At 61.7% G+C, this 25,411-nt stretch carries 21 protein-coding genes; 17 read left to right on the top strand and 4 right to left on the bottom strand.

The window, feature by feature from the left end; all coding sequences use genetic code 11:
• Positions 1-232 precede the first annotated feature (232 nt).
• The 7 genes from ACIQUI_RS24515 to ACIQUI_RS24485 all read left to right on the top strand — a co-directional run bounded on the left by ACIQUI_RS24515 (position 233) and on the right by ACIQUI_RS24485 (position 8,316).
• A complete protein-coding gene (locus tag ACIQUI_RS24515; RefSeq protein ID WP_403203243.1) occupies positions 233-1,480 on the top strand; it encodes an AGE family epimerase/isomerase in 1,248 nt (415 codons plus the stop codon).
• A gap of 107 nt (positions 1,481-1,587) precedes the next feature.
• Complete coding sequence (locus tag ACIQUI_RS24510) at positions 1,588-2,874, top strand: ABC transporter substrate-binding protein (protein WP_403203242.1); 1,287 nt, start codon at positions 1,588-1,590, stop codon at positions 2,872-2,874.
• A gap of 180 nt (positions 2,875-3,054) precedes the next feature.
• Complete coding sequence (locus ACIQUI_RS24505) at positions 3,055-3,963, top strand: carbohydrate ABC transporter permease (RefSeq protein ID WP_003255050.1); 909 nt, start codon at positions 3,055-3,057, stop codon at positions 3,961-3,963.
• Positions 3,956-4,801 carry a carbohydrate ABC transporter permease gene (locus ACIQUI_RS24500; protein WP_403203241.1) on the top strand — a complete coding sequence of 282 codons (846 nt, stop codon included), beginning with the start codon at positions 3,956-3,958 and terminating at the stop codon, positions 4,799-4,801. Before ACIQUI_RS24505 ends, ACIQUI_RS24500 begins: the two co-directional genes overlap by 8 nt.
• Positions 4,802-4,804: 3 nt before the next feature.
• Positions 4,805-5,959 carry an ABC transporter ATP-binding protein gene (locus tag ACIQUI_RS24495; RefSeq protein WP_403203240.1) on the top strand — a complete coding sequence of 385 codons (1,155 nt, stop codon included), beginning with the start codon at positions 4,805-4,807 and terminating at the stop codon, positions 5,957-5,959.
• Between the two features lie 41 nt (positions 5,960-6,000).
• Entirely contained in the window at positions 6,001-7,344 is a 1,344-nt protein-coding gene (locus tag ACIQUI_RS24490; RefSeq protein WP_403203239.1) for a carbohydrate porin, read from the top strand.
• Positions 7,345-7,461: 117 nt separating this feature from the next.
• A complete protein-coding gene (locus ACIQUI_RS24485; RefSeq protein ID WP_403203238.1) occupies positions 7,462-8,316 on the top strand; it encodes a D-hexose-6-phosphate mutarotase in 855 nt (284 codons plus the stop codon).
• Here ACIQUI_RS24485 and hexR read toward each other — a convergent pair.
• A complete protein-coding gene (gene hexR, locus ACIQUI_RS24480) occupies positions 8,309-9,172 on the bottom strand; it encodes a MurR/RpiR family transcriptional regulator (RefSeq protein WP_197854446.1) in 864 nt (287 codons plus the stop codon). The two genes, ACIQUI_RS24485 and hexR, sit on opposite strands and share 8 nt — an antisense overlap.
• 211 nt (positions 9,173-9,383) lie before the next feature.
• Here hexR and zwf point away from each other — a divergent pair, with 211 nt between their 5' ends.
• The 5 genes from zwf (at position 9,384) to ACIQUI_RS24455 (ending at position 13,869) form a co-directional block, all read left to right on the top strand.
• Complete coding sequence (gene zwf, locus ACIQUI_RS24475) at positions 9,384-10,853, top strand: glucose-6-phosphate dehydrogenase (RefSeq protein ID WP_403203237.1); 1,470 nt, start codon at positions 9,384-9,386, stop codon at positions 10,851-10,853.
• Complete coding sequence (pgl, locus tag ACIQUI_RS24470; protein ID WP_403203236.1) at positions 10,840-11,553, top strand: 6-phosphogluconolactonase; 714 nt, start codon at positions 10,840-10,842, stop codon at positions 11,551-11,553. Before zwf ends, pgl begins: the two co-directional genes overlap by 14 nt.
• A 17-nt stretch (positions 11,554-11,570) precedes the next feature.
• The gene (locus tag ACIQUI_RS24465; protein WP_049275724.1) at positions 11,571-12,251 is read left to right on the top strand and encodes a bifunctional 4-hydroxy-2-oxoglutarate aldolase/2-dehydro-3-deoxy-phosphogluconate aldolase; all 681 of its coding nucleotides are present in this window, start codon (positions 11,571-11,573) and stop codon (positions 12,249-12,251) included.
• Between the two features lie 168 nt (positions 12,252-12,419).
• Positions 12,420-13,142, top strand: coding sequence for a monalysin family beta-barrel pore-forming toxin (locus ACIQUI_RS24460; RefSeq protein WP_403203235.1), 723 nt, complete (start codon positions 12,420-12,422; stop codon positions 13,140-13,142).
• 13 nt (positions 13,143-13,155) lie between these two features.
• Positions 13,156-13,869 (top strand): monalysin family beta-barrel pore-forming toxin, encoded by a 714-nt coding sequence (locus ACIQUI_RS24455; protein ID WP_403203234.1) that lies wholly within the window; start codon positions 13,156-13,158, stop codon positions 13,867-13,869.
• Positions 13,870-13,927: 58 nt separating this feature from the next.
• Here the strand turns inward: ACIQUI_RS24455 and leuA are convergent, their stop codons facing one another.
• The 3 genes from leuA to xseA form a co-directional block, all read right to left on the bottom strand.
• Complete coding sequence (gene leuA / locus ACIQUI_RS24450) at positions 13,928-15,601, bottom strand: 2-isopropylmalate synthase (protein ID WP_403203233.1); 1,674 nt, start codon at positions 15,599-15,601, stop codon at positions 13,928-13,930.
• Between the two features lie 432 nt (positions 15,602-16,033).
• Positions 16,034-16,861, bottom strand: a complete 828-nt coding sequence (locus ACIQUI_RS24445; protein ID WP_403203232.1) for a peptidoglycan DD-metalloendopeptidase family protein — start codon at positions 16,859-16,861, stop codon at positions 16,034-16,036.
• 3 nt (positions 16,862-16,864) lie between these two features.
• The gene (gene xseA / locus ACIQUI_RS24440; protein ID WP_403203231.1) at positions 16,865-18,244 is read right to left on the bottom strand and encodes an exodeoxyribonuclease VII large subunit; all 1,380 of its coding nucleotides are present in this window, start codon (positions 18,242-18,244) and stop codon (positions 16,865-16,867) included.
• 382 nt (positions 18,245-18,626) lie between these two features.
• On the opposite strand from xseA, the gene ACIQUI_RS24435 reads away from it, so the two are divergent.
• From ACIQUI_RS24435 to ACIQUI_RS24415, 5 genes are all read left to right on the top strand, one after another.
• A complete protein-coding gene (locus ACIQUI_RS24435) occupies positions 18,627-19,382 on the top strand; it encodes a sulfite exporter TauE/SafE family protein (protein ID WP_403203230.1) in 756 nt (251 codons plus the stop codon).
• Between the two features lie 46 nt (positions 19,383-19,428).
• Positions 19,429-19,986, top strand: coding sequence for a sugar ABC transporter ATPase (locus tag ACIQUI_RS24430; protein WP_403203229.1), 558 nt, complete (start codon positions 19,429-19,431; stop codon positions 19,984-19,986).
• Between the two features lie 86 nt (positions 19,987-20,072).
• Entirely contained in the window at positions 20,073-21,542 is a 1,470-nt protein-coding gene (gene guaB, locus ACIQUI_RS24425; protein WP_016713074.1) for an IMP dehydrogenase, read from the top strand.
• 126 nt (positions 21,543-21,668) lie between these two features.
• Positions 21,669-23,246 carry a glutamine-hydrolyzing GMP synthase gene (gene guaA / locus ACIQUI_RS24420; protein ID WP_060512552.1) on the top strand — a complete coding sequence of 526 codons (1,578 nt, stop codon included), beginning with the start codon at positions 21,669-21,671 and terminating at the stop codon, positions 23,244-23,246.
• 703 nt (positions 23,247-23,949) lie between these two features.
• Complete coding sequence (locus ACIQUI_RS24415; RefSeq protein ID WP_403203228.1) at positions 23,950-25,401, top strand: hypothetical protein; 1,452 nt, start codon at positions 23,950-23,952, stop codon at positions 25,399-25,401.
• Positions 25,402-25,411: the final 10 nt, after the last annotated feature.

The following is a 25,411-nucleotide window of genomic DNA, read 5'->3' as shown; positions in this document are numbered from 1 at the left end:
CTTGTTACACACGATCTTCCCAAAAAGTGCGGGGGCGGCCCCCCCCCCACCACAATGTCCCCTTGCGCTTCCCCCCCCCCCCCCCCGGGGGGGGGGGGGCCGCCCCCGCGAAGAGGCCGGCACAGGCAACACAAATGTCACTGCCCAGTGACAATCCCGCCGTCCTTCGTGACATCCACCCAAACCCCGCTGGCTAGAATTCGCAAACGACTGGCAAGGATCAAGCTGGCCCATGAACACCCTCAATCTGCCACCCACCAGCTGGCTCAACGCCCCGGCCCATTCCAACTGGCGCCAGGCCGAAGCACAGCGTCTGCTGCATTTCGCCAAGGCCGCGAAACTGCCTGACGGCTTCGGCAACCTCGACGCCAACGGGCAACTCGCCCCCGGCGCCCGCGCCGAAACCATGAACACCGCGCGCATGACCCACTGTTTCGCCCTGGCCCACCTGCAGGGCATCCCCGGTTGCCTGGCGTATGCCGAACACGGCGTGGCCGCCTTGCGCGGCGCCATGCAGGACGCCAGCTATGGCGGCTGGTTCGCCCACCCCGGCGGCCAGGAAGACAGCGGCAAGGCGGCCTACCTGCATGCTTTCGTCGCCCTGGCCGCCAGCTCGGCAGTGGTGGCCGACGCGGTTGGCGGCCGGGCCCTGCTGGCTGACGCAGTCCAGGTGATCGAAACGTATTTCTGGAGCGAAGCCGAAGGCGCCCTTCGCGAGACCTTCTCCCGCGCCTGGCAATTACCTGAGCCGTACCGTGGCGCCAACAGCAACATGCACGCGACCGAGGCATTCCTGGCCCTGGCAGATGTCACCGGCAACAGCCTGTGGCTACAGCGCGCCTTGCGTATCGCCGAGCGCATCATCCATACCCATGCTGCCGCCAACGGCTATCGGGTCATCGAGCATTTCGACGCCCATTGGCAGCCGCTACCGGATTACAACCACGAACACCCCGCCGACCATTTCCGGCCGTATGGCACCACGCCCGGGCATGCCCTGGAATGGGCGCGGTTGCTGCTGCACCTGGAGGCCAGTCTCGAGCAGGCCGGCCTGCAGGCTCCGCAATGGCTGCAAGGGTGTGCTCGCGGCTTGTTCGAAACAGCCTGCCAGCAGGCCTGGAACGCTGATGGCAAACCTGGTTTCGTCTACACCCTGGATTGGGTCAATCGCCCGGTCGTACATGCACGTTTGCACTGGGTGCATGCAGAAGCCTGCGCCGCCGCCGCAGCCCTGTTGCAGCGTACTGGCGAGGCACAGTACGAGCAGTGGTACCGCAACTGCTGGGGCTTTATCGCCAACCACTTCATCGACGCCGTCGGTGGCAGCTGGCACCACGAACTCGATGCCCGCACCCGGCCAGCCGGGACTATCTGGCCCGGCAAGCCTGACCTCTATCACGCCTATCAGGCGCTGCTGCTGCCAGGCCTGCGGCTTGCCCCCAGCCTGGCCAGCAACCTGGCCGGCAATGTAACCAGATGATGACATTCACGCATCGCTTCGTTACCTGACGAGGCGGGCACGCTGTTTAGACTCCATGCAACGCAAGCGATCGACTTGCACGGCATAACAACAAGAAAGGTGCTTCGATGAATTCCACGCTCCGTCTCGCTGCCGCCATATCCCTGGCCTCTCTACTCCCGCTCGGTGCCCAGGCTGCCGAATCCAAAGGCAGTGTCGAAGTGGTGCACTGGTGGACGTCTGGCGGTGAAAAAGCGGCAGTCGATGTGCTGAAGGCGCAGGTCGAGAAAGACGGTTTCACCTGGAAGGACGGCGCTGTTGCCGGTGGTGGTGGTGCCACTGCCATGACCGTACTCAAGAGCCGCGCCGTCTCCGGCAACCCGCCGGGTGTCGCGCAGATCAAAGGCCCGGACATCCAGGACTGGGCGGCCACCGGCCTGCTCGACGCCGACGTGCTCAAGGATGTGGCCAAGGAAGAGAAGTGGGACTCGCTACTCGACAAGAAGGTCGCCGACACCGTGAAGTACGAGGGTGACTACGTCGCCGTACCGGTGAACATCCACCGCATCAACTGGCTGTGGATCAACCCCGAAGTTTTCACCAAAGCCGGCATCGACAAGGCGCCTGCCAGCCTGGACGAATTCTACGCCGCCGCCGACAAGCTCAAGGCCGCTGGTTTCATCCCGCTTGCCCACGGTGGCCAGCCATGGCAAGACAGCACCGTGTTCGAAAGCGTGGTGTTGGCCGTGATGGGCGCCGACGGTTACAAGAAAGCCATGGTCGACCTCGACAGTGCGACCCTGACCGGCCCGCAGATGGTCAAGGCGCTGACCGAGCTGAAAAAGGTCGCCACTTACATGGACCCGGATGGCAAGGGCCAGGACTGGAACCTGGAAGCCGCCAAGGTCATCAACGGCAAGGCCGGCATGCAGATCATGGGTGACTGGGCCAAGAGCGAATGGACCTTGGCGAAGAAAACCGCCGGCAAGGATTATCAGTGTGTGCCGTTCCCGGGTACCGACAAGGCCTTCTTGTACAACATCGACTCGCTGGTGGTGTTCAAGCAGAACAACGCTGGCACCTCCGCCGGTCAGCAGGACATCGCGCGCAAGGTGCTGGGTGAGGACTTCCAGAAAGTCTTCAGCACTAACAAAGGCTCGATCCCGGTGCGTAACGACATGCTTGCCGACATGGGCAAATATGGTTTCGATGCCTGCGCGCAAACCGCCGCCAAGGATTTCCTGGCCGATGCCAAGACCGGTGGCCTGCAGCCAAGCATGGCGCACAACATGGCCACCACGCTGGCCGTGCAGGGCGCGTTCTTCGATGTGGTGACCAACTACATCAACGACCCCAAGGCCGACCCGGCCGATGCGGCGAAGAAACTGGCGGCGGCGATCAAGGCTGCCCAGTAAGGGCTGACGCAATCCCGCTGTAGGAGCGGCCTTGCGTCGCGATGGGCTGCGCAGCAGCCCCAGAACCTGCGCACTCGATCTTTCAGATAGGTGTTGAACTTGCGTCCTTGGGGCTGCTTTGCAGCCCATCGCGACACAAGGCCGCTCCTACAGGGGAGTGCGGCGCCTTTGAGGTGAACCATGACCACTACAACCGCCCAACTGCGGGCCTCACCCCTGGACGCGCTTCAGCGCTGGCTGCCCAAACTGGTGCTGGCGCCGAGCATGTTCATCGTCCTGGTGGGCTTCTACGGCTACATCCTCTGGACCTTCGTGCTGTCCTTCACCACCTCGACGTTCCTGCCCACCTACAAATGGGCTGGCCTGGCGCAATACGCCCGGCTGTTCGACAACGACCGCTGGTGGGTCGCCAGCAAGAACCTGCTGCTGTTCGGCGGCCTGTTCATCGCCATCAGCCTGGCTATTGGCGTGTTGCTGGCGGTGCTGCTGGACCAGCGCATCCGCCGCGAAGGCTTCATCCGCACTATCTACCTGTACCCCATGGCCCTGTCGATGATCGTTACCGGCACCGCCTGGAAGTGGCTGCTCAACCCCGGCATGGGCCTGGACAAGCTGCTGCGCGACTGGGGCTGGGAGGGCTTTCGCCTGGACTGGCTGATCGACCCCGACCGGGTGGTGTATTGCCTGGTGATCGCCGCCGTGTGGCAGGCCTCGGGCTTCATCATGGCGATGTTCCTGGCCGGCCTGCGGGGCGTCGACCCGTCGATCATCCGCGCCGCGCAGATGGATGGCGCCAGCCTGCCACGCATCTACTGGACCGTGGTGCTGCCGAGCCTGCGTCCGGTGTTCTTCAGCGCGCTGATGATCCTTTCGCACATCGCCATCAAGAGCTTCGACCTAGTGGCAGCAATGACCGCAGGCGGCCCGGGCTATTCGTCCGACCTGCCGGCCATGTTCATGTACTCGTTCACCTTCAGCCGCGGCCAGATGGGCATGGGCTCGGCCAGCGCCATTCTCATGCTCGGGGCAATCCTGGCGATCCTCGTGCCGTACCTGTACTCGGAGCTGCGGAGCAAACGTCATGCATAGCCCTGCCAACAAGGCGCCGCTGAGCGCGAGCCGTATCGCCATCCACGCCGTACTGCTGGCTGCGGTGCTGTTGTACCTGGTGCCGCTGGTGGTGATGCTGCTGACCAGCTTCAAGAGCCCGGAAGACATCAGCACCGGCAACCTGCTGAGTTGGCCGCAGGTGATTACCGGCATTGGCTGGGTCAAGGCCTGGGGCACGGTCAGCGGCTACTTCTGGAACTCGATCATGATCACCGTGCCAGCGGTATTGATCTCCACCGCCATCGGCGCGTTGAACGGCTATGTGCTGTCGATGTGGCGCTTTCGCTGCTCGCAGCTGTTCTTCGGCCTGCTGCTGTTCGGCTGCTTCCTGCCGTTCCAGACCGTGTTGCTGCCGGCCTCGTTCACCCTCGGCAAGCTCGGCCTGGCCAGCACCACCGGCGGCCTGGTGCTGGTGCATGTGGTCTACGGCCTGGCCTTTACCACGCTGTTTTTCCGCAACTTCTACGTGAGCATCCCCGATGCGCTGGTCAAGGCCGCGCGGCTGGACGGTGCCGGGTTTTTCACCATTTTCCGCCGCATCATCCTGCCGATGTCCACGCCCATCATCATGGTCTGCCTGATCTGGCAGTTCACCCAGATCTGGAACGACTTCCTGTTCGGTGTGGTGTTCTCCAGTGGCGACTCACAACCGATCACCGTGGCGCTGAACAACCTGGTCAACACCAGCACCGGGGCCAAGGAATACAACGTCGACATGGCGGCGGCGATGATCGCTGGCCTGCCAACCCTGCTGGTCTACGTGGTAGCAGGCAAATATTTCGTCCGCGGGCTCACGGCCGGCGCGGTCAAGGGGTAAGTCATGGCAACGCTCGAACTTCGCAATGTGAACAAGACCTACGGCAGCGGCCTGCCGGACACCCTCAAGGACATCCAGCTGTCGATCAAGGATGGCGAGTTCCTGATCCTGGTTGGTCCTTCTGGTTGCGGCAAGTCGACCTTGATGAACTGCATCGCCGGCCTGGAGCAGATTACCGGCGGCGCGATCCTCATCGACGAGCAGGATGTCAGCGGCATGAGCCCCAAGGACCGCGACATCGCCATGGTGTTCCAGTCCTACGCGCTGTACCCGACCATGAGCGTGCGCGAGAACATCGAGTTTGGCCTGAAGATCCGCAAGCTGCCCCAGGCCGCTATCGACGAAGAGGTGGCGCGGGTGGCCAGGCTGCTGCAGATCGAGCACCTGCTGGCGCGCAAGCCGGCGCAGCTTTCCGGTGGCCAGCAGCAACGGGTGGCCATGGGACGGGCGCTGGCGCGACGGCCGAAGATCTACCTGTTCGATGAGCCGCTGTCCAACCTCGATGCCAAGCTGCGGGTCGAGATGCGCACCGAAATGAAACTGATGCACCAGCGCCTGAAGACCACCACCGTGTACGTCACCCATGACCAGATCGAAGCCATGACCCTGGGCGACAAGGTGGCGGTGATGAAGGACGGCATCATCCAGCAGTTCGGCACCCCGCAGCAGATCTACAACGACCCGGCCAACCAGTTTGTCGCCAGTTTCATCGGTTCGCCGCCAATGAACTTCATCCCGGTGCGCCTCACCCGGCAGGAAGGGCGCCTGCTGGCCGTGCTCGACAGTGGCCAGGCACGTTGCGAGCTGCCTTTGGGCGCAGCCGGTGAAGAACTGGATGGCCGCGAGATCATTCTCGGCATCCGCCCTGAGCAGATCGCCCTGGGTGCCGCCGAGGGCAACGGCCTGCCAGGCATCCGCGCCGAGGTGCAGGTGACCGAACCCACCGGGCCGGACCTGCTGGTGTTCGTCACCCTCAACCAGACCAAGGTGTGCTGCCGCCTGGCGCCGGATGTGGCGTGCCGGGTGGGTGACAGCCTCAACCTGCAATTCGACCCGGCCCGGGTGTTGCTGTTCGACGCCAACAGCGGCGAGCGCCTGCACCTGGCCAGCAGTGCCACAACCGCAAAGGACAACGTGGCTCACTTCAAAGGCCGTTAACTCGTCTACACCATCAATAAGAAAAAAGAGGACGCAAAGGGATGGAACAGCGCAAACGCATCAGGACACTGGGTTCGCTGGCATTGCTCGCCGTGGTCGGCAGCGGCAGCGCGCAAGCTGCCGAGGCTTTCTCCAGTGAATCGAAATGGATGACCGGCGACTGGGGCGGCACGCGTACCGAGCTGCTGGACAAAGGCTATGACTTTACCCTCGATTACGTCGGCGAGGTGGCCGGCAACCTGCATGGCGGCTACAACGACGACAAGACTGCCCGCTACAGCGACCAGTTCGCCCTGGGCGCGCACCTTGACCTGCAGAAGATTTTTGGCTGGCACGATGCCGAGTTCAAGCTGGCGATCACCGAGCGCAGTGGCCGCAACCTGTCCAACGACCGCATCAGCGACCCGCGCGCCGGGCAGTTCAGCTCGGTACAGGAAGTGTGGGGCCGTGGCCAGACCTGGCGCCTGACCCAGATGTGGATCAAGCAGAAATACTTCGACGGCGCCCTGGACGTAAAATTTGGCCGCTTCGGCGAGGGCGAGGACTTCAACAGCTTCCCTTGCGACTTCCAGAACCTGGCCTTCTGCGGCTCGCAAGTGGGCAACTGGGTCGGCGGCATCTGGTACAACTGGCCGGTCAGCCAGTGGGCGCTGCGGGTGAAATACAACATCACCCCGGAATTCTTCGTGCAGGTCGGCGCCTTCGAGCAAAACCCGTCCAACCTGGAAACCGGCAACGGCTTCAAGCTCAGTGGCAGTGGCACCAAGGGCGCGATCCTGCCGGTGGAGGCGGTGTGGTCGCCCAAGGTCAACGGCCTGCCGGGCGAGTACCGGCTGGGTTACTACTACAGCACCGCCAAGGCCGACGATGTGTTCGACGACATCAACGGCAACCCGCAGGCGTTGAGCGGCGGGGCCTTCAAGTCGCATTCCAGCAAGCATGGCTGGTGGGTGGTGGCGCAGCAGCAGGTCACTGCGCATGCGGGTGATGTCAACCGTGGCCTGAGCCTGTTCGCCAACTTCACCGTGCACGACAAGGCCACCAACGTGGTCGACAACTACCAGCAGGTGGGGATGGTCTACAAAGGCGCCTTCGATGCCAGGCCCAAGGATGACATCGGCTTTGGTGTGGCGCGAATTCATGTGAATGACGACGTGAAGAAGCGCGCTGAATTGCTCAATGCCCAGAGCGGAATCAACGATTACGACAACCCAGGCTTCGTGCCGCTGCAACGCACCGAGTACAACGCCGAGCTCTACTACGGCTTTCACGTCACCAACTGGCTGACCGTGCGGCCCAACCTGCAGTACATCAAGAGCCCCGGCGGGGTGGACGAGGTGGACAACGCGCTGGTCGCGGGGTTGAAGATTCAGTCGTCATTCTGAGGGCATTTGTTGTAAATTTACGCCAATCCCTTTTCGGTTCCCGGCACCCACTGGCCTGCAGTGGTTGTCGGGGATAGGCCGAGACAGCGCTATCTCAAACAACAAGAGCTCTGAACCATGCCCGAACATCCGCTCCATCGCTTCTTTTCCTCGCAGCGGCCTAGGCCTGTATTCGAGTGGGAGCGTTACCAGCAGCGCGATGTGCTGATCATCGATCACCCCCGTTGCCAGGCGGTATTCAGCCGCCAGGGCGCGCAGCTGCTGCATTTTCAGCCAGCGGGCGAACGGCCATGGCTGTGGTGCGCCGAGCAGTGGCCGCAGGTGGGGGCGATTCGTGGTGGCGTGCCGGTGTGCTGGCCCTGGTATGGCCGCCACCCCAGTGAGGATTTATGGCCGGCCCATGGCTGGGCACGGCTGCTGGACTGGAAGCTGGTGGACAGCCGCGAAGACGAGCAGGGCGTGACCCTGAAGTGGCGGCTGGACCTGTGCGACTGGCAGGTTGACCTGCATGCAAGGCTCGGTAACCGTATGGAGCTGAGCCTGAGCACCGAGCACCAGGACAGCGAACCCTGCCAGCTGAGCCACGCGCTGCTGGCCTATTGGCGTATCAGTGACGTGTCTGAGATAGCGCTGTCTGGGCTGGAGGATATTGAAGGCTACGACCGCCTCAATCGCCAGGTCTGCCGCGAAGAAGGCGCGCTGAAGCTCAAGGGCGGCTGCCAGAAGGTCTACCCCGGCACGCCGCGGGTGCAACTGCAGGACCCGGCCTGGCAGCGCGAGCTGTGCATCGATACCGGTGATAGCGACGACACCGTGGTCTGGCACCCGGGCAACCGCCCGCTGATGGGCGTGACCGGCCGCGAAACCCAGGGTTTTGTCTGCGTCGAAGCCGCCAGCGGCAGTGGTGAGGGCTTGAGCCTGGCGCCGGGGCAGCGTGCCCACCTGAGCCTGCAGGCGCACCGGCTCAGTTGAGTTCGTCGTCCTCGATCGGGTAGCGGCTGGCGTTGAGGCTTTCCTTGATCTTGCGCAGGTGCGGCTGGAAGTCCACGCCGCGGCGCAGGGTCATGCCGGTGGCCAGCACATCGAGCACGGTCAGCTGGATGATCCGCGAGGTCATCGGCATGTAGATGTCGGTGTCTTCCGGCAAGGGAATGTGCAGGCTCAGGCTGCAGGCATTGGCCAGCGGCGAGCCGGCGGCGGTCAGGCCCAGTACCGAGGCACCGTTTTCACGGGCCAGGCGGGCCACTTCGACCAGTTCGCGGGTGCGCCCGGTGTAGGAAATGATCACGAACAGGTCACCGGTGTGCGCCACCGAGGCCAGCATGCGCTGCATCAGCACATCGGCGTGGGCCGACACTGCCAGGTTGAAGCGGAAGAACTTGTGCTGTGCATCCAGGGCCACCGGGGCCGAGGCGCCAAGGCCGAAGAAGTGGATCTGCCTGGCCTGGATCATCATGTCCACGGCACGGCTGACCTGCAGCGGGTCGAGTTGCTGGCAGGCACTGTCGAGCGAGGCGATGGCACTGGCGAAGATCTTCTGGGTATAGGCGGCCGGGTCATCGTCGGCCTCTACTGCACGGCTGACATAGGCGGCGCCGCTGGCCAGGCTCTGCGCCAGTTGCAGCTTGAGTTCCGGGTAGCCGCTGACGCCAAACGAGCGGCAGAAACGGTTGACGGTCGGCTCGCTGACCTTGGCCGCCTGGGCCAGCGCAGCAATGCTGAAACGGGTAGCTTGTTGCGGGTTGAGCAGGATGACTTCGGCGACTTTGCGTTCGGCCTTGTTCAGCTCGTCGAGGCGGCCCTGGATCTGTTCCAGGAGGTTTCGCACGCGGTCCATGGGTGTGTCCTTGGGTCGGGAAGACAGCCGGCTGACGAAGCAGCAGGCTTTTTGCACGGTCGTCTATCGTACTGTCGGTGCGGGTGGCGCACCACTTGTCTGTAATACTTATGTGCGATGTTGTGGTTTTTACTACATTATCCCTTGAAAACCGTATGTGAAAGCGGTATTCCTAGACCAACTTTAGGAAAGAACCTACATCATGGCTGCGATCAGTGTCGAACCTTGCACCTTTGCCCTGTTTGGCGCCCTTGGCGACCTGGCATTGCGCAAGCTGTTTCCTGCGCTCTATCAGCTCGACCGTGCCAACCTGCTGCACCCGGACAGCCGCCTGCTGGCGCTGGCCCGCGAGGCGGGTAGCGCGCAGGAGCACCTGAACAGCATCGAAGCCCATTTGCGCCGGCACGTACCCGAGGCCGATATCGAGCCTGCCGCATTGGGCCGTTTCATGGCCCGACTGGGCTATCAGCACCTGGACTTTCTCCAGCCCGAGGGTTACCAGGCACTGGCCGAACAACTGCCGGGCGAGCAGCCGCTGATCGCCTACTTCGCCACGGCGGCGGCGGTGTACGGGGCCATCTGCGAAAACCTCGACAAGGCGGGGCTGGCTGCACGCACCCGGGTGGTGCTGGAAAAGCCCATTGGCCACGACCTGGAGTCGTCGCGCCGGGTCAACGATGCCGTGGCCCGGTTCTTCCCCGAGGGCCGGGTCTACCGTATCGACCACTACCTGGGCAAGGAGACGGTGCAGAACCTGATTGCCCTGCGTTTCGCCAACAGCCTGTTCGAAACCCAGTGGAACCAGAATTCCATCTCCCACGTGGAGATCACCGTCGCCGAAAAGGTCGGTATCGAAGGCCGTTGGGGCTATTTCGACAAAGCCGGCCAACTGCGTGACATGATTCAGAACCACCTGCTGCAGTTGCTGTGCCTGATCGCCATGGACCCACCCAGCGAGCTTTCCGCCGATGCCATTCGTGACGAGAAGGTCAAGGTGCTCAAGGCCCTTGCACCGATCACTGGCGAAGGGTTGAGCACCCGGGTGGTGCGTGGCCAGTACATTGCCGGCTACAGCGAAGGCAAGCCTGTGCCCGGCTACCTGGAGGAAGACAACGCCAACGCCCAGAGCGACACCGAAACGTTCGTCGCCCTGCGCGCCGACATTCGCAACTGGCGCTGGTCGGGTGTGCCGTTCTACCTGCGGACCGGCAAACGCATGCCGCAAAAGCTGTCGCAGATCGTCATCCACTTCAAGGAAACGCCACACTACATCTTTGCCCCGGAACAGCGTTTGCAGATCGGTAACAAGCTGATCATCCGCCTGCAACCGGACGAAGGCATTTCTTTACGGGTGATGACCAAGGAGCAGGGCCTGGACAAGGGCATGCAGCTGCGCAGTGGCCCCTTGCAGCTGAATTTTTCCGACACCTGGCGTAGCGCACGCATTCCGGATGCCTACGAGCGGCTGTTGCTCGAAGTGATGCGCGGCAACCAGAACCTGTTCGTGCGCAAGGACGAAATCGAATATGCATGGAAATGGTGCGACCAGTTGATCGCCGGCTGGCGTAACGCGGGCGATGCGCCCAAGCCTTACGCGGCGGGCTCCTGGGGGCCAATGAGCTCGATTGCATTGATCACACGCGATGGGAGGGCGTGGTATGGGGATATCTGAACTGACGCTGCCAGCAACCGTAAAGGTTCACGACCTGGCAAACGCCAAGGCGCTGGCTGAAACCCTGGCCCATGACGTGGCCGAACGGCTGCGTGCAGCCATTGCTGCCAAGGGCCAGGCTTGCGTGGTGTTGTCCGGCGGCCGCAGCCCGGTGCCGTTCCTTGAGAAGCTGGCCAGCGAAAACCTGGACTGGGCCAAGGTCACCGTCAGCCTGGCGGATGAACGCTGGGTACCGGTGGAGCACGCCGACAGTAACGCCGGCCTGTTGGCCCGTCACCTGTTGAAGGGGGCGGCGGCCAAGGCCCGTTTCGTTGGGCTTTACCAACAGGTGGAGAACCTCGATGCAGCTGCGCTGAAGGCCGAGCAAACCCTGGCCGGGTTGCCGCCCATCGACGTGCTGGTGCTGGGCATGGGGGACGACGGCCATACCGCTTCGCTGTTCCCGGCCAGCCCCAACCTGGAAGCCGGCCTGGAGCTGGCTGGTCAACGTCGATGCCTGCCGATGCTGGCGCCAAGCGTGCCCCACCAGCGCCTGTCCATGACCCGCTCGCTACTGGCCAGCGCTGCCTTTACTGCGCTGTCCGTGCAAGGGCCGGGCAAACTCGCTACCCTGCGCGCCGCGCTGGCTGGCAACGACCTTACTGAAATGCCGATTCGCGCTTTTCTTCACGACCCCCTGGACATCTACTGGTGCCCATGAGCCAAGGATCCACTGTCATGACCACCCTCGAACGCCCACAGCCCAAGCTCTCGATGGCCGACAAGGCCGCCCGGATCGACGCCATCTGCGAAAAGGCGCGCATCCTGCCGGTAATCACCATCGCGCGTGAGGAAGACATCCTGCCGCTGGCTGATGCCTTGGCCGCTGGCGGTATCCGTACCCTGGAAGTGACCCTGCGTTCACAGCATGGCCTGAAAGCGATCCAGGTACTGCGTGAGCAGCGCCCGGAATTGTGTGTAGGGGCAGGCACCGTGCTGGATCGCAGCATGTTCGCTGCTGTCGAGGCGGCCGGTGCGCAGTTCGTCGTTACCCCGGGCATCACCCAGGACATTCTCGAAGCGGGTGTAGACAGCGAGATCCCGCTGCTGCCGGGTATCAGCACACCGTCCGAAATCATGATGGGCTACGCCCTGGGCTATCGCCGCTTCAAGCTGTTCCCTGCGGAAATCAGCGGCGGCGTGGCGGCGATCAAGGCCTTTGGCGGGCCGTTCGGTGATATCCGTTTCTGCCCTACGGGCGGCGTGAATCCAGCCAACGTGCGCAATTACATGGCCTTGCCCAATGTGATGTGCGTGGGTGGCACCTGGATGCTCGACAGCAGCTGGATCAAGAACGGCGACTGGGCGCGGATCGAAGCCTGCAGTGCCGAGGCGATGGCGCTGCTGGACGCCAACTGAATCTGTTGTGTGCTTAACGGCTTGTGGGGCGCTTGGTCGGCGCCCCTTTTTTTTGCTCCGCAAATTACTTCCTGTAGAACGTTTCCTGATGAGGAAAAAAGAACATATAGGCGTGGTCGGCCAAGGCCCCTTAGTCTCTTGCACCCTGGAACTATCTAGAGGTGTACGATGGCAAGCTATGAACTTTTGTCACCCGACGAATTTCCACGTTTAAGCGGCTCCTATCTGATTGAAAAGTACCTCTTGGGTGGAGATGAGTCTAATCGTGGGTGTTGGGTGGAAGGCGAAACTGTTTATGGCAGGTTTGCGCTTCCTACCGGAAATAGCAACGTCTTTACCCGTCCCGTTTTTGCCTACCTTGATTATTTGGGGACTCATATTGCCTTGGGCACCGAGGAGTGTGAGCTTGAGTTCTCTCGCGCCAGTGGGCATGAAGTCTGGTTTGCTCACGAGCCCGAGCGCTTTTCTGCACCCAAAGCGCTTGAGTTGGTCAATGTGATCTCGGAATTAATGCCAGGCGTCTGCCCTGCGGAGAGTTGGAAGCCGCAATCATTGGTGAGGCATTCGGTGCGTGTAGCAGGGACTGAGCGCTATGTAGCTTGCCAGGTGAAGTTGGTTTATGCGCATTGGTTGAAAGAAGGTACACCCGAGTGTGCCGATTTGTTCTCGGTACAGCCGGCGTCTGCGCAGGGCAATAGCGATGGGGTGTTCTTTCTCTCCTCGGTCGCCACGGACATGGTATTGGTAACGCCTGCCTCAATTGAAGTTAGTGCGCCACTATCGCGAAAGCTGATTTACCACCTGGTCTTGAATCTAGCATCCGAAGCGTCCGGCACCGATGGTTGGGGCTTCAATGAGCGGGCGCTTGATAGCCAATTCTTGCAATACTGACCAAGGGGATGTCATGACTAACCAAATAGACGAAATCATGCAGTACCCGCTCATGAGAGGGTCGTATGAAATCGAGCAGTACTTGATAGGCGACGAACTCAAGGCCGGTTGTTGGATTGAAGGTGATACGAAATATGGTGATGTGCACTGTGGCAACCAGGATTGGGCTACCTATACGCGCCCCGTCTTTGCCTACCTGCAGCATGTCGCCACGATTCGATCCAATGTACAGACGGAGCATGAGCGAGAAGTGGTTGTTTGCGAGGGCTTCAGCAAGAGCTTTTCCAGGGGGGTCGAGTTTTCGGTTGGCTTCTCAGCTGATTTCAGTGCCGTCAATGTGGGGGCCGAAATCTCCGCCATGTTCTCGGTGACGGAAACCATAAGCAGTTCTCAATCCATCAAACGCGCCCTCAAGGTCAAAGGAGAAGGGACCATCATGGTGTATCAAGTGCACCTGGTTTACGCTCACCATTTAACGTCTGCGGGTATGCTTGCCTTCAGTGTCCCTAACTCCAGGGCTGCTGAAATATTCGATAATGATGGGCGGCGAGTGCGGGAAGACCTTACGTTGCTCTCCTCAGTGGTCTGTGATCAGCTTGTTCCGGTCAGGCTGGAAAAATCAATAAGACCCCTGACCTGGAAGCAGGTCACTGAGGCCGTCCTGTTCAAGCAGTATGAGAAGGAACGAGGCGCCAGGCGCTGGAACTTCGATTTCTCCGCCGCGTGAACACTCGCAATAAAAAAGCCCGCTTCCAGTAAGCGGGCTTTTTGCGTGCAGGTGTGACTCAGGCCGCCTTGGCTTCCTGCTGGCTCAGCGAGCGGTTCAGTGCACTGAACAGTGCCTTGAAGCTGGCCGTGGTGATGTTTTCATCGATGCCTACACCATGCACCGGACGGCCACCGGCTACTCGCAGTTCAATGTAGGCCGCCGCCTTGGCATTGGTGCCAGCACCAATCGCATGCTCGTTGTAGTCCATGATCTCAACCGAAATCGGCAGGCCGGCTACCAGCGCTTCCAGGGCGCCGTTGCCCTTGCCGCGCCAGTGCAGGGTGGTTTCACCTTCGCCGGCCACTTCCACTTCCACGGCGCTGTGGCCGTTTTCTTCCTGCAGGCGGTGGCTGACCAGTGCATACGGTGCGTTGGCCTGGAGGTATTCCTTGTGCAGCAGGCTGTAGATCTGCTGGGCGGTCATTTCCAGGCCCAGGCGGTCGGTTTCACCCTGAACCACCTGGCTGAACTCGATCTGCATACGGCGCGGCAGGCTGATGCCGTATTCCTGTTCGAGCAGGTAGGTGATGCCGCCTTTGCCCGACTGGCTGTTGACGCGGATCACCGCCTCGTAGCTGCGGCCGATGTCGGCCGGGTCGATCGGCAGGTACGGCACTTCCCACAGCTCGCCTTCCTGCTGCTTGGCGAAGCCCTTGCGGATGGCGTCCTGGTGCGAGCCGGAAAATGCGGTGTGAACCAGGTCGCCGACATACGGGTGACGCGGGTGCACCGGCAGCTGGTTGCACTCTTCGACGACTTTGCGCACGCCGTCGATGTCGGAGAAGTCCAGTTGCGGGTCGATGCCCTGGGTGTACAGGTTCAGCGCCAAGGTCACCAGGTCCACGTTACCGGTACGCTCACCGTTGCCGAACAGGCAGCCTTCGGCGCGGTCGGCGCCGGCCATCAGGCCCAGCTCGGTGGCGGCAATGCCGGTGCCACGGTCGTTGTGGCAGTGCAGGCTGATGATCACGCTGTCGCGGCGGCTGACGTTACGGCAGAACCACTCGATCTGGTCGGCGTAGATGTTCGGCGTGGACACTTCCACGGTGGCCGGCAGGTTGAGGATGACTTTGTGCTCAGGCGTCGGGTTCCACACTTCGATGACTGCGTCGCAGACTTCCTTGGCGAACTCCATTTCGGTGGCGCTGAAGGTTTCTGGCGAGTACTGGAAGGTCCAGTGGGTTTCCGGCTGCTGGGCTGCGTACTTGACGAACAGCTTGGCCGCGTTCACCGCGATGTCCTTCACGCCTTGCTTGTCCTGGTTGAAGACAATGCGGCGGAACGACGGGCTGGTGGCATTGTACAAGTGCACGATGGCTTTCTTGGCACCGCGCAGCGATTCGAAGGTGCGGGCGATCAGGTCTTCACGGGCCTGGGTGAGCACCTGGATGGTGGTGTCGTCCGGGATGTGACCGTCTTCGATCAGGGTACGCACGAAGTCGAAGTCGGTCTGCGAGGCAGACGGGAACGAGGCTTCGATCTCCTTCACGCCCACCTGCACCAGGGTCTTCCAGAAGCGCAGTTTCTTCTCCGAATCCATCGGCTCGATCAGCGACTGGTTGCCATCACGCAGGTCGGAGCTGCACCAGATTGGTGGCTCGGTGATGGTTTTCGACGGCCAGGTACGGTCAGGCAGGTCGATGGTCGGGAAGGCGCGGTATTTCTTCGAAGGGTCTTTGAGCATGGTCATGGAAGCAATCCTTTTGTGTGCGGCCGAGATCGGGCCTGCCGGGCAGTAACGAGATGAAGGGGCGAGGCGACGCGATTCAGCCTGGTAGTCGGGCGCTGACCAGGCAGAGGCTGCGATGTTGTCGGAGCAGGATGAGGGTGCTGAAGGTTTTCATGCCTTCAAACTTAACCAGTGAGATGGGGGATGGCAAGCGTTCGGGGAAAATTGAGAGGAATGCTTAAAAAAAGCGCTTAGGCGAGATTTTATGGCTGATGTTTTCTAGCTGGCTATTGATTGTTGCGCAGTACTTTTCGATGGCGCAACACAGTTGAACTGATAGTACCTGTGCTGGCATCTTCGCGGGCGCGCCCGCTCCCACAGGTATTGCGCCGAGTCCGAGGGCTGCACTGTACCTGTGGGAGCGGGCATGCCCGCGAAGCAGGCGCCGGGGTTTCAGGGCTGGAACGCACCAATGAATATCGCCGGATCCACTCGCGCATCATTCAAGCTGACATTCCAGTGCATGTGCGGCCCGGTAGCCCGCCCGGTCGAACCCACGCGCCCGACCACTTCGCCCCGGCGCAGCTGCTGCCCCACCTGCACATCGATCTTCGACATGTGGCAGAACATGCTGATGAACCCCTGCCCATGGTCGACAAACACGGTGCGGCCATTGAAGAAGTAATCCCCCACCAGAATCACCTTGCCATTGGCCGGTGTCTTGATCGGCGTGCCTGCTGGCACCGCGAAGTCCAGCCCGGCATGCGGGTTGCGTTCTTCGCCATTGAAGAAGCGGCGAACACCAAACTTGCTCGAGAGTGGGCCGTTGACCGGCTTGTCGAGGATCAGGTTGCTCGGCAGGGCAGGGCTGAAGCTGCGGTAGGCCTTGATCTGCTCGGCCAGTTCACGGTCGATACGCTTGAGGTCGGCGGGGTTCGGGTTGACCTGGCGAGTGTTCTTCAGCGTGATGCGCTGTTCGGGGTACTTCTTGCTCCCCACGCTGAAGGGCAGTGTGCGGCCGCCTTGGTTCAGCACGGCAGTGCCGGGCTTTTGCGTCAGCGGGATGCCGACGATGGCCAGCCAGGTGTCCTGCTCCTTTACCACCAGCACCGGCTTGCCGTCGAAGCGGGCACTGGGCACGCTGGCAGCTGGGCCCAGGTCGACCACGGCCACGCCACCAGGCACCGGCTTGTTCAGTGTGCGGGTGATGTAGCTGGCCTGGGCGCCGCCGGCGAGCAGCAAGAGGAAGAGGGCAAGCAGGGGCGCGAGCAGGCGGGGCATGTGTCAGTCCAGTAGTGAGAGGGTGACCGGGGTCAGGTGGTTGTCTTCGACGCGCACCCGCAGTTCGCCTTCGTTCAGGCGCGCAGTCAGGCGCTGGCCGTTGCGGGTTTGCCCGGCGCTGCGGATGGCGTGGCCCTGCTCGTCCAGCAGGATGCTGTAACCACGGGCGAGGGTGGCCAGCGGGCTGACCACTTGCAAGGTTTGCAGCTGGGCCTGGAAGCGTTGGCGACGGTCTTTCAATACCTCGCGCATGGCCCGCGGCAGGCGCTCGGCCAGGCTGTCCAGGCGCTGGCTCAGCAGTTTCAGGTTGCGCCCCGGGTGCTGGGCGGCCAGGCGCGTGTCCATGCGGGCCAGGCGCTCGCGGCGCTGGCTGAGGCTGAGCATGAACGCCCGGCGCAGGCGCATGTCCAGGTCGTCCAGGCGCTGGGCCTGCTGGCGCAGGCGTTCGCCTGGGTGGCGCAGGCGCCGGGTCAGTGACTCCAGGCGCAGCCGGTCATGGGTCAGGCGGTTCTGCATGCGCAGCAGCAGGCGCCGTTGCAGGCCGTCCAGGCGTTGCTGCAAGCCGCTGTTGTCAGGGGCCAGCAACTCGGCGGCGGCAGACGGTGTGGGGGCGCGTACATCGGCCACGAAGTCGCTGATCGATACATCGGTTTCATGGCCCACGGCGCTGACGATAGGGGTGACGCAGGCGGCCACGGCACGCGCCACGGCTTCTTCGTTGAAGCACCACAGGTCCTCCAGCGAACCACCACCACGGGCCAGGATCAGTGCATCGAAACCAAGGCTGTCGGCCAGGCGAATCGCGCGCACGATCTGCGCGATGGCTTCGCGGCCCTGCACCGCCGTGGGGAGCAGGTTGAGTTCCACCTGCGGGGCACGTCGGCCGAACACGCTGATGATGTCGCGGATCACGGCGCCGGTAGGCGAGGTGATGATGCCGATCCGTTGTGGGTGAGCCGGTAGCGGCTTTTTGCGTTCGGTGCTGAACAGCCCCTCGGCACTGAGCTTTTCCTTCAATGCCTCGAAGGCCAGACGCAGTGCGCCGTCGCCTGCCGGCTCGACGGTGTCGAGAATCAGCTGGTAGTCGCCACGCCCTTCAAACAGCGAAACCTTGCCACGCACCCGCACTGCCAGGCCGTCGCGCAGGGCCTGGCGCACCCGCGTGGCGTTTTGCCGGAACAGCGCACAGCGTACCTGGGCGCCGCTGTCCTTGAGGGTGAAGTACATGTGGCCGGACGCCGGGCGGGCGAGGTTGGAGATTTCGCCTTCCACCCACACGCTGCGGAACACGTCTTCCAGCAGCACCCGGGCGCGGCCGTTGAGTTGGCTGACGGTAAGGACCTCACGGTCCAGGCCGAGTCGTTCGAAGGGGTCTTTGATCATGGTGGGCATCATAAGGGGCGAGGTAGGGGGCGCCAAGTGCATGTCGGGAGATTTATGGTGGTGTCGAGATCGAGCGCCGCCCGCGCGGCGCTTCGCGGGGCAAGCCCGCTCCCACATTTGTTTCGGGCCAGTCCATCCTGAGTTCTTGTCGCGCGGGCCTTTGTTGGTACAACGCGATATCGTGCCTTGCGCCAAGGGGGGGCGTGCGCCTATGTAAGCAGGAATAATTGGCCCGAAACAAATGTGGGAGCGGGCTTGCCCCGCGAAGCGCCGCGCGGGCGGCGCTCGATCTCAAAGGCGCTATAACTTCCCTGGCATGCACCTGTCCGCCGCGCCACAATCTCGCGACGGACACCCAAGGACACCCCAGGACTCCAGCACGATGCTCACCCAGCTCCCCCTCGCACCCTACGAATGGCTCCCCATCCTCCTGGCCATCGCCGCCGCCTACATCGTCTTTGGCATAGCCGGTTTCGGTACCGCGCTGGTGGCCGGCCCGGTGCTGATCCACTTCATGCCGTTGTCACGGATCATTCCACTGCTGGTGCTGCTCGACTTTGTCGCGGCCTTCGGCAACCTGCTGCCTTCGCGCCGCGATGTGGTGCGCGGCGAGTTGCTGCGGCTGTTGCCGTTCATGGCGATTGGCTGCACCTTGGGCGTGGTGTTCCTGTTGCAGTTGAAGTCCGATTTGTTATTGCTGTTGATGGGCCTGTTCGTCACGGCCTATGCGCTGTACGGCCTGGCGGTGAAAGTACGGCCGGCGCACCTGTCCGGTTTCTGGGCCGTACCGATGGGCACCGCAGGTGGGCTGTTCGGCGCTTTGTTCGGCAGTGGTGGTTTTCTGTACGCCCTGTATCTGAGCGCCCGGCTGGAAGCAAAGGAACAAGTGCGCGCCACCCAGAGCGCGCTGATCAGCTGTAGTACGGTTGTGCGCCTGTCGCTGTTCCTGATCGCTGGCGTTTATGCCGACCAGCGTCTGCTGCTGCTCGCTGCCTGCCTGCTGCCGGTGATGTTCATCGGCCTCTGGGTCGGGCGCCGGCTTACCCACCGGTTGTCCCGCGAAGCCTTCGTGCGCCTGATCACCTGGCTGGTGCTGGCCAGCGGCCTGGCGCTGATCGGTCGCTACCTGAGCGGCTGAGCTGTAGAATTGCAGGATTCCCGCAGTCCGCAGGCCCGCTTCGTTCATGAATACCCAGAGCATCATCGTCCCCAAGCTGTCCACCGTCGAGGTGCACGAAGCCCGTGCCCGTGCCATCCTGCGCTGGCTGGTGCGCGAGAAGATCGTCGAAGAGCAACTGACTACCTGCGGGCGCACTGGCAACCGCATGGGCCATGCCTTGGCGGCGGGCGCGCGCAAGGTCGCCCTGCATCCTGAAAAGCTGCCGTTTGGCGAGCAGGTCAATGGCCTGGAAGTGATGCTCAAGCGCTGCATCTATACCCCGACCGAGGGGTTCCTCGAGGAAGCCGGCTGCCCGGAATGCCGCCGCGAAGTGGGCGAGCCGCTGTTCGAAAGCCTTGAAGAGTGGACCCCGGCAGTGAGCGACAACTTCACCTGCCCGCTGTGTGGCCACGAAGATGACATCAATGGCTTCATTTTTCTGCAGCCATGTGCCTTTTCCAACCTGGGGTTCATCTTCAACAACTGGGGCGAGGCCGGGTTTACCCAGGCCTTTCTCGACAGCTTTGCCGACTGGCTCGACCAGCCGGTGGCGGTGGTGCAGGTAAAACTGCCACAAGGCTGACCGAAGGCCCTTATTTTGCATTGAGCGGCGCGCCGTGCATGAGTATAATGGCGCGCTTCCATTTTTCCCGCCCGGGAGCCCCCGCGATGCTGCGTATCAGCCAAGAAGCCCTGACCTTCGACGATATCCTCCTTGTACCTGGCTACTCCGAGGTACTGCCCAATGAAGTCAGTCTCAAGACCCGTTTGACTCGTGGCATCGAGCTGAACATTCCGCTGGTTTCCGCTGCCATGGATACCGTGACCGAAGCGCGTCTGGCCATTGCCATGGCCCAGGAAGGCGGTATCGGCATCATCCACAAGAACATGACCATCGAACAGCAGGCCGGCGAAGTGCGCAAGGTCAAGAAGTTCGAGGCTGGCGTGGTCAAGGACCCGATCACCATCGACGCCGACGCCACCGTGCGCGACCTGTTCGACCTGACCCGCCTGAACAACATCTCCGGCGTACCGGTGCTGGCGAACGGCGACCTGGTCGGCATCGTCACCTCCCGTGACGTGCGCTTCGAAACCCGTCTGGACGCCAAGGTCCGCGACGTGATGACGCCAAAAGAGCGCCTGGTCACCGTCCGCGAAGGCGCCGACAAGAACGAAGTGCGCGAGCTGCTGCACAAGCACCGCCTGGAAAAAGTCCTGATCGTTGACGACAAGTTCAACCTCAAGGGCATGATGACCGTCAAGGACATCGAAAAAGCCAAGGCCTACCCGCTGGCCAGCAAGGACGACCAGGGTCGCCTGCGCGTTGGTGCTGCCGTCGGTACCGGCAAGGACACCGGCGAGCGCGTTGCCGCCCTGGTTGCCGCTGGCGTTGACGTGGTGGTGGTCGACACCGCACACGGTCACTCCAAAGGCGTTATCGACCGCGTTCGTTGGGTGAAGGAAACCTACCCGCAAGTGCAGGTGATCGGCGGCAACATCGCCACTGGCGCTGCTGCCAAGGCCCTGGCCGAAGCGGGCGCGGACGCCGTCAAGGTCGGTATCGGCCCAGGCTCGATCTGCACCACCCGTATCGTTGCCGGTGTCGGCGTGCCGCAAATCAGCGCCATCGCCAACGTTGCCGCAGCACTGGAAGGCACTGGCGTGCCACTGATCGCCGACGGCGGCATCCGCTTCTCCGGTGACCTGTCCAAGGCCATCGTTGCCGGTGCTTCCTGCGTGATGATGGGTTCGATGTTCGCCGGTACCGAAGAGGCCCCGGGTGAAGTCGAGCTGTTCCAGGGCCGTTCCTACAAGGCCTACCGCGGCATGGGCTCGCTGGGTGCCATGGCTCAGGCGCAAGGCTCGTCCGACCGCTACTTCCAGGACTCCTCGGCCGGTGCCGAGAAGCTGGTACCGGAAGGTATCGAAGGCCGTGTTCCCTACAAGGGCGCCCTGGCCGCGATCATCCACCAGCTGATGGGCGGCCTGCGTTCGTCCATGGGCTACACCGGCAGCGCAACCATCGAAGAGATGCGCACCAAGCCGGAATTTGTACGCATCACCGGTGCCGGCATGGCCGAGTCCCACGTGCATGACGTGCAAATCACCAAAGAAGCCCCTAACTACCGCGTCGGCTAACGCCTCCAGCGGTAAGCGACAAGCTTCAAGCTACAAGCGGTAGTTGCGCTGCAGCAACTACCGCGTTCTCCCCGATCAACTTGCAGCTTGCGGCTTGACGCTTGCAACTGCATCAGAGATTGAGTCATGGCCCTCGACATTCACGCTCACCGCATCCTGATCCTCGATTTCGGTTCCCAGTACACCCAGCTGATCGCCCGCCGCGTGCGCGAAATCGGCGTGTACTGCGAACTGCACCCGTTCGACATGGACGATGAAGCGATCCGCGAATTCAACCCGCGCGGCATCATCCTCGCTGGCGGCCCCGAGTCGGTTCACGAGGCCAACAGCCCACGTGCCCCGCAGGCCGTGTTCGACCTGAACGTACCGCTGCTGGGCATTTGCTACGGCATGCAGACCATGGCCGAGCAGATGGGCGGCAAGGTCGAAGGTTCCGACCTGCGTGAATTCGGTTATGCCCGCGTCGATGTGGTCGGCAAGAGCCGCCTGCTCGACGGCATCGAAGACCACGTAGACGACGACGGCGTACTGGGCCTGGACGTGTGGATGAGCCACGGCGACAAGGTCACCCAGATGCCAGGCAACTTCCACGTGCTGGCCAGCACCCCAAGCTGCCCGATCGCCGGCATGTTCGACGACAGCCGCGGCTACTACGGCGTGCAGTTCCACCCGGAAGTGACCCACACCAAGCAGGGCGGTCGCATCCTGTCCCGCTTCGTGCAGGACATCTGCGGCTGTGAAGCCCTGTGGACCCCGTCCAACATCGTCGAAGACGCCATCGCCCAGGTGCGTGAGCAAGTTGGCTCGGCCAACGTCCTGCTGGGCCTGTCCGGCGGCGTTGACAGCTCGGTGGTTGCCGCGCTGCTGCACCGCGCCATTGGCGACCAGCTGACCTGCGTATTCGTCGACAACGGCCTGCTGCGCCTGCACGAGGGCGACCAGGTGATGGCCATGTTCAAAGAGAACATGGGCGTCAAGGTGATCCGCGCCGATGCTGAAAAGCAGTTCCTCGACAACCTGGAAGGCGAAGCGGACCCTGAGAAGAAGCGCAAGATCATCGGCCGCACCTTCATCGACATCTTCGATGCCGAAGCCAGCAAGCTGGACAACATCCAGTTCCTCGCCCAGGGCACCATCTACCCGGACGTGATCGAGTCGGCTGGCGCCAAGAGCGGCAAGGCCCACGTGATCAAGTCGCACCACAACGTCGGTGGCCTGCCGGAAGAGATGAACCTCAAGCTGGTCGAGCCGCTGCGTGAGCTGTTCAAGGACGAAGTGCGCAAGATCGGCCTGGAACTGGGCCTGCCGTACGACATGGTCTACCGCCACCCGTTCCCGGGCCCGGGCCTGGGCGTGCGCATCCTGGGTGAGGTGAAGAAGGAATACGCCGACATCCTGCGTCGTGCCGACCACATCTTCATCGAAGAGCTGCGCAAGGCCGACTGGTACCACAAGACCAGCCAGGCGTTCGTGGTGTTCCAACCGGTCAAGTCGGTTGGCGTTGTTGGCGACGGCCGTCGCTACGCCTGGGTCGTAGCCCTGCGCGCCGTCGAGACTGTGGACTTCATGACCGCACGTTGGGCGCACCTGCCGTACGAGCTGTTGGAGACTGTCAGCGGCCGTATCATCAACGAAATCGACGGTATCTCGCGCGTTACCTACGACGTGTCGAGCAAGCCGCCGGCTACTATCGAGTGGGAATGATTGAATACCCGAAAATAGCCGATACTCAATAGCAATGAAAATCAAAAGCCCGCGTAACTGCGGGCTTTTTGCCTTCCAACGGAGCTAAGCGCCAGAGTGGTTTTGCATGGCCAAGGAGTACATCTCTGTGGCATGGTACGGGGCAGTGGTTGAGCCAAATTTCATGCGGGCTGCCAAGCAGTATATCTAGTAGTTGAGGGCAGCGGCTCAGCGCCATCTAAGCTCATTTTTCACATTCAGGTCCCGTGGTTAATGCGGGGGATTGCCTTAGGGAGCGTCTGTGATCGCTACGCCATCTTCGTTTCCATATCGCCCTTATCTTGCTCCGCTGCTTTTGATCGATGCCGCTGGTAACGCGGATCAGCAATCCGCCGATATGTTGGCGTCCCTCGTTCATAGTGCCTTATCTCCATCAGCCATCCCGGTGTCTGCTGCACCTGGAGCAGTACGAGTTCGCGTTGTGGGCAGTGCAAGCGCAGCAATCCTTCATGGCGGGCTCTGGATCTCCACCCTAAGCTATAGCCAATCCACTCCACCAGCATGGGCGATAGTAGGCTCGAGTATCCCTAATGACGTTTCGCAGCACTTGGTGGTAATCGCTGCCAAAGGTAGTAGGGCCGCGATCTGTGCCTCTGACACGTCTATCTATTCGTCACTGGTTCGGGCAATAGCAGGTAGCTTCGCGCCGCTTGATCGGGTGAGCATGGACAGCGCCTTCGTTGGATCTCAGGCCAAGGCAATATGGATGAATGGCGTGCATGCGCCCACGTCTGTCAAGCCAAGCGCAAAGACGCTGATGGGGTCAGCACTTGAGTACTCGATAGACCCGCTCGGAGACCAGAGTTTTTATTACTCGGCCATGCGTAGCACAGTCACTATCAGTCAGGGAGGCCAGCCAACTGAGCGTGTTGTTGGCGTTTCGCCTGGCAAAGCTCGTGTTTGGACAGGTCGACCTAAGGATTGGACTGCCTTTATAGGTGAGCTGGAGGCATTGATTGATCACGCCGCAGGGCTTCATGCTGGTAGGAACCTCTATGGAGCCTTGGCCCGGACTGTGACAGATTTCACGACGGTTGGCGCCCCGTTCTCAGTTGTTGTTCTACCGCCCGAGCTGCTCTCGGAGGATGATGTCTCAACTTCCTTGCGCGAAATAGCCGTAGCATGGGCGTACGGCGCCAAGCTGGACATTACAGGCGGAACGGCGACTACCATTACGGTGGAAGTAAGTCTGCAAGGGCTGAATCTCGGTAAACTGTCGATCAATATTACTCCTCAAATCGACAGGCATCTGATCGAAGGCGCTTGGACAGACATCTACGTCGATCCCGACCCATTAATCGCAACCAAGCAAAGGGACGCGCGCGCAGTGGGCCTAGAGCATCTGATCGATCGCGACTGGATCAGCATTCACTATGACAGCGGTCACACTTTGACGCAGGGCCAGCTTTTTCTACCAAAGTTCCGGGATGCTCCCTTTGATTGGGGCAAATCGCTCGATCTTAGGGGCTACGATGTTAACGTTGAAAAGCCGGAGCACGACAAGGCTCATCCACTGATCAATTGCATTGCAGCAAACGACAGAAATGGGAATAAAGACACTTCGCTCTTTGCTTATGTGGTCGAGCAAATGTTCAAGGATGCCAGCGGCAATCGCTACGGATGGCTTGCCAGCGATGATGGTTCCATGGAGTTTGCCGATTTTGTCCATATCGATCCAGTCGCGGAGGTTGTCACGCTGGTCCATGTCAAAGCCGCCAACTCGGATGTGGTCTCACGTGAAATTTCAGTTTCGGCGTACGAAATTGTCATTGGCCAAGCTATCAAGAATCTGCGCCACCTTGATCATCATCATCTCGCCGATGCCCTCCACAAGGGGCAGCACAAAAAAATTGCCAGGGCCGTTTGGCACAACGGCATTCGCCAAACTAATCGTAAAGGCATTATTCAGGCCGCCCGGGCACTGCGTCCGGATTACACGCGACAATTGCTCGTGCTTCAGCCGCAGTTGACCGACGCGGAGCATAAAGCCTGCTGTGACGGGACTGCGACGCCTGGTCGAATTGAGCGCCTGAAGTTGCTGAGCACGCTGCTAAACGGCGCGCGGGCCAATGCAAATAACGTCGGCGCCAAGTTTTCATGTCCGCGATGCGTGTAGCTGCAGGAGG

It is taken from the genome of Pseudomonas sp. NPDC090592 (assembly GCF_044769185.1).
Lineage (GTDB): Bacteria > Pseudomonadota > Gammaproteobacteria > Pseudomonadales > Pseudomonadaceae > Aquipseudomonas.
The sequence above is the reverse complement of the archived record's forward strand: the minus strand, read 5'-3'. Positions and strand labels throughout refer to the sequence as shown.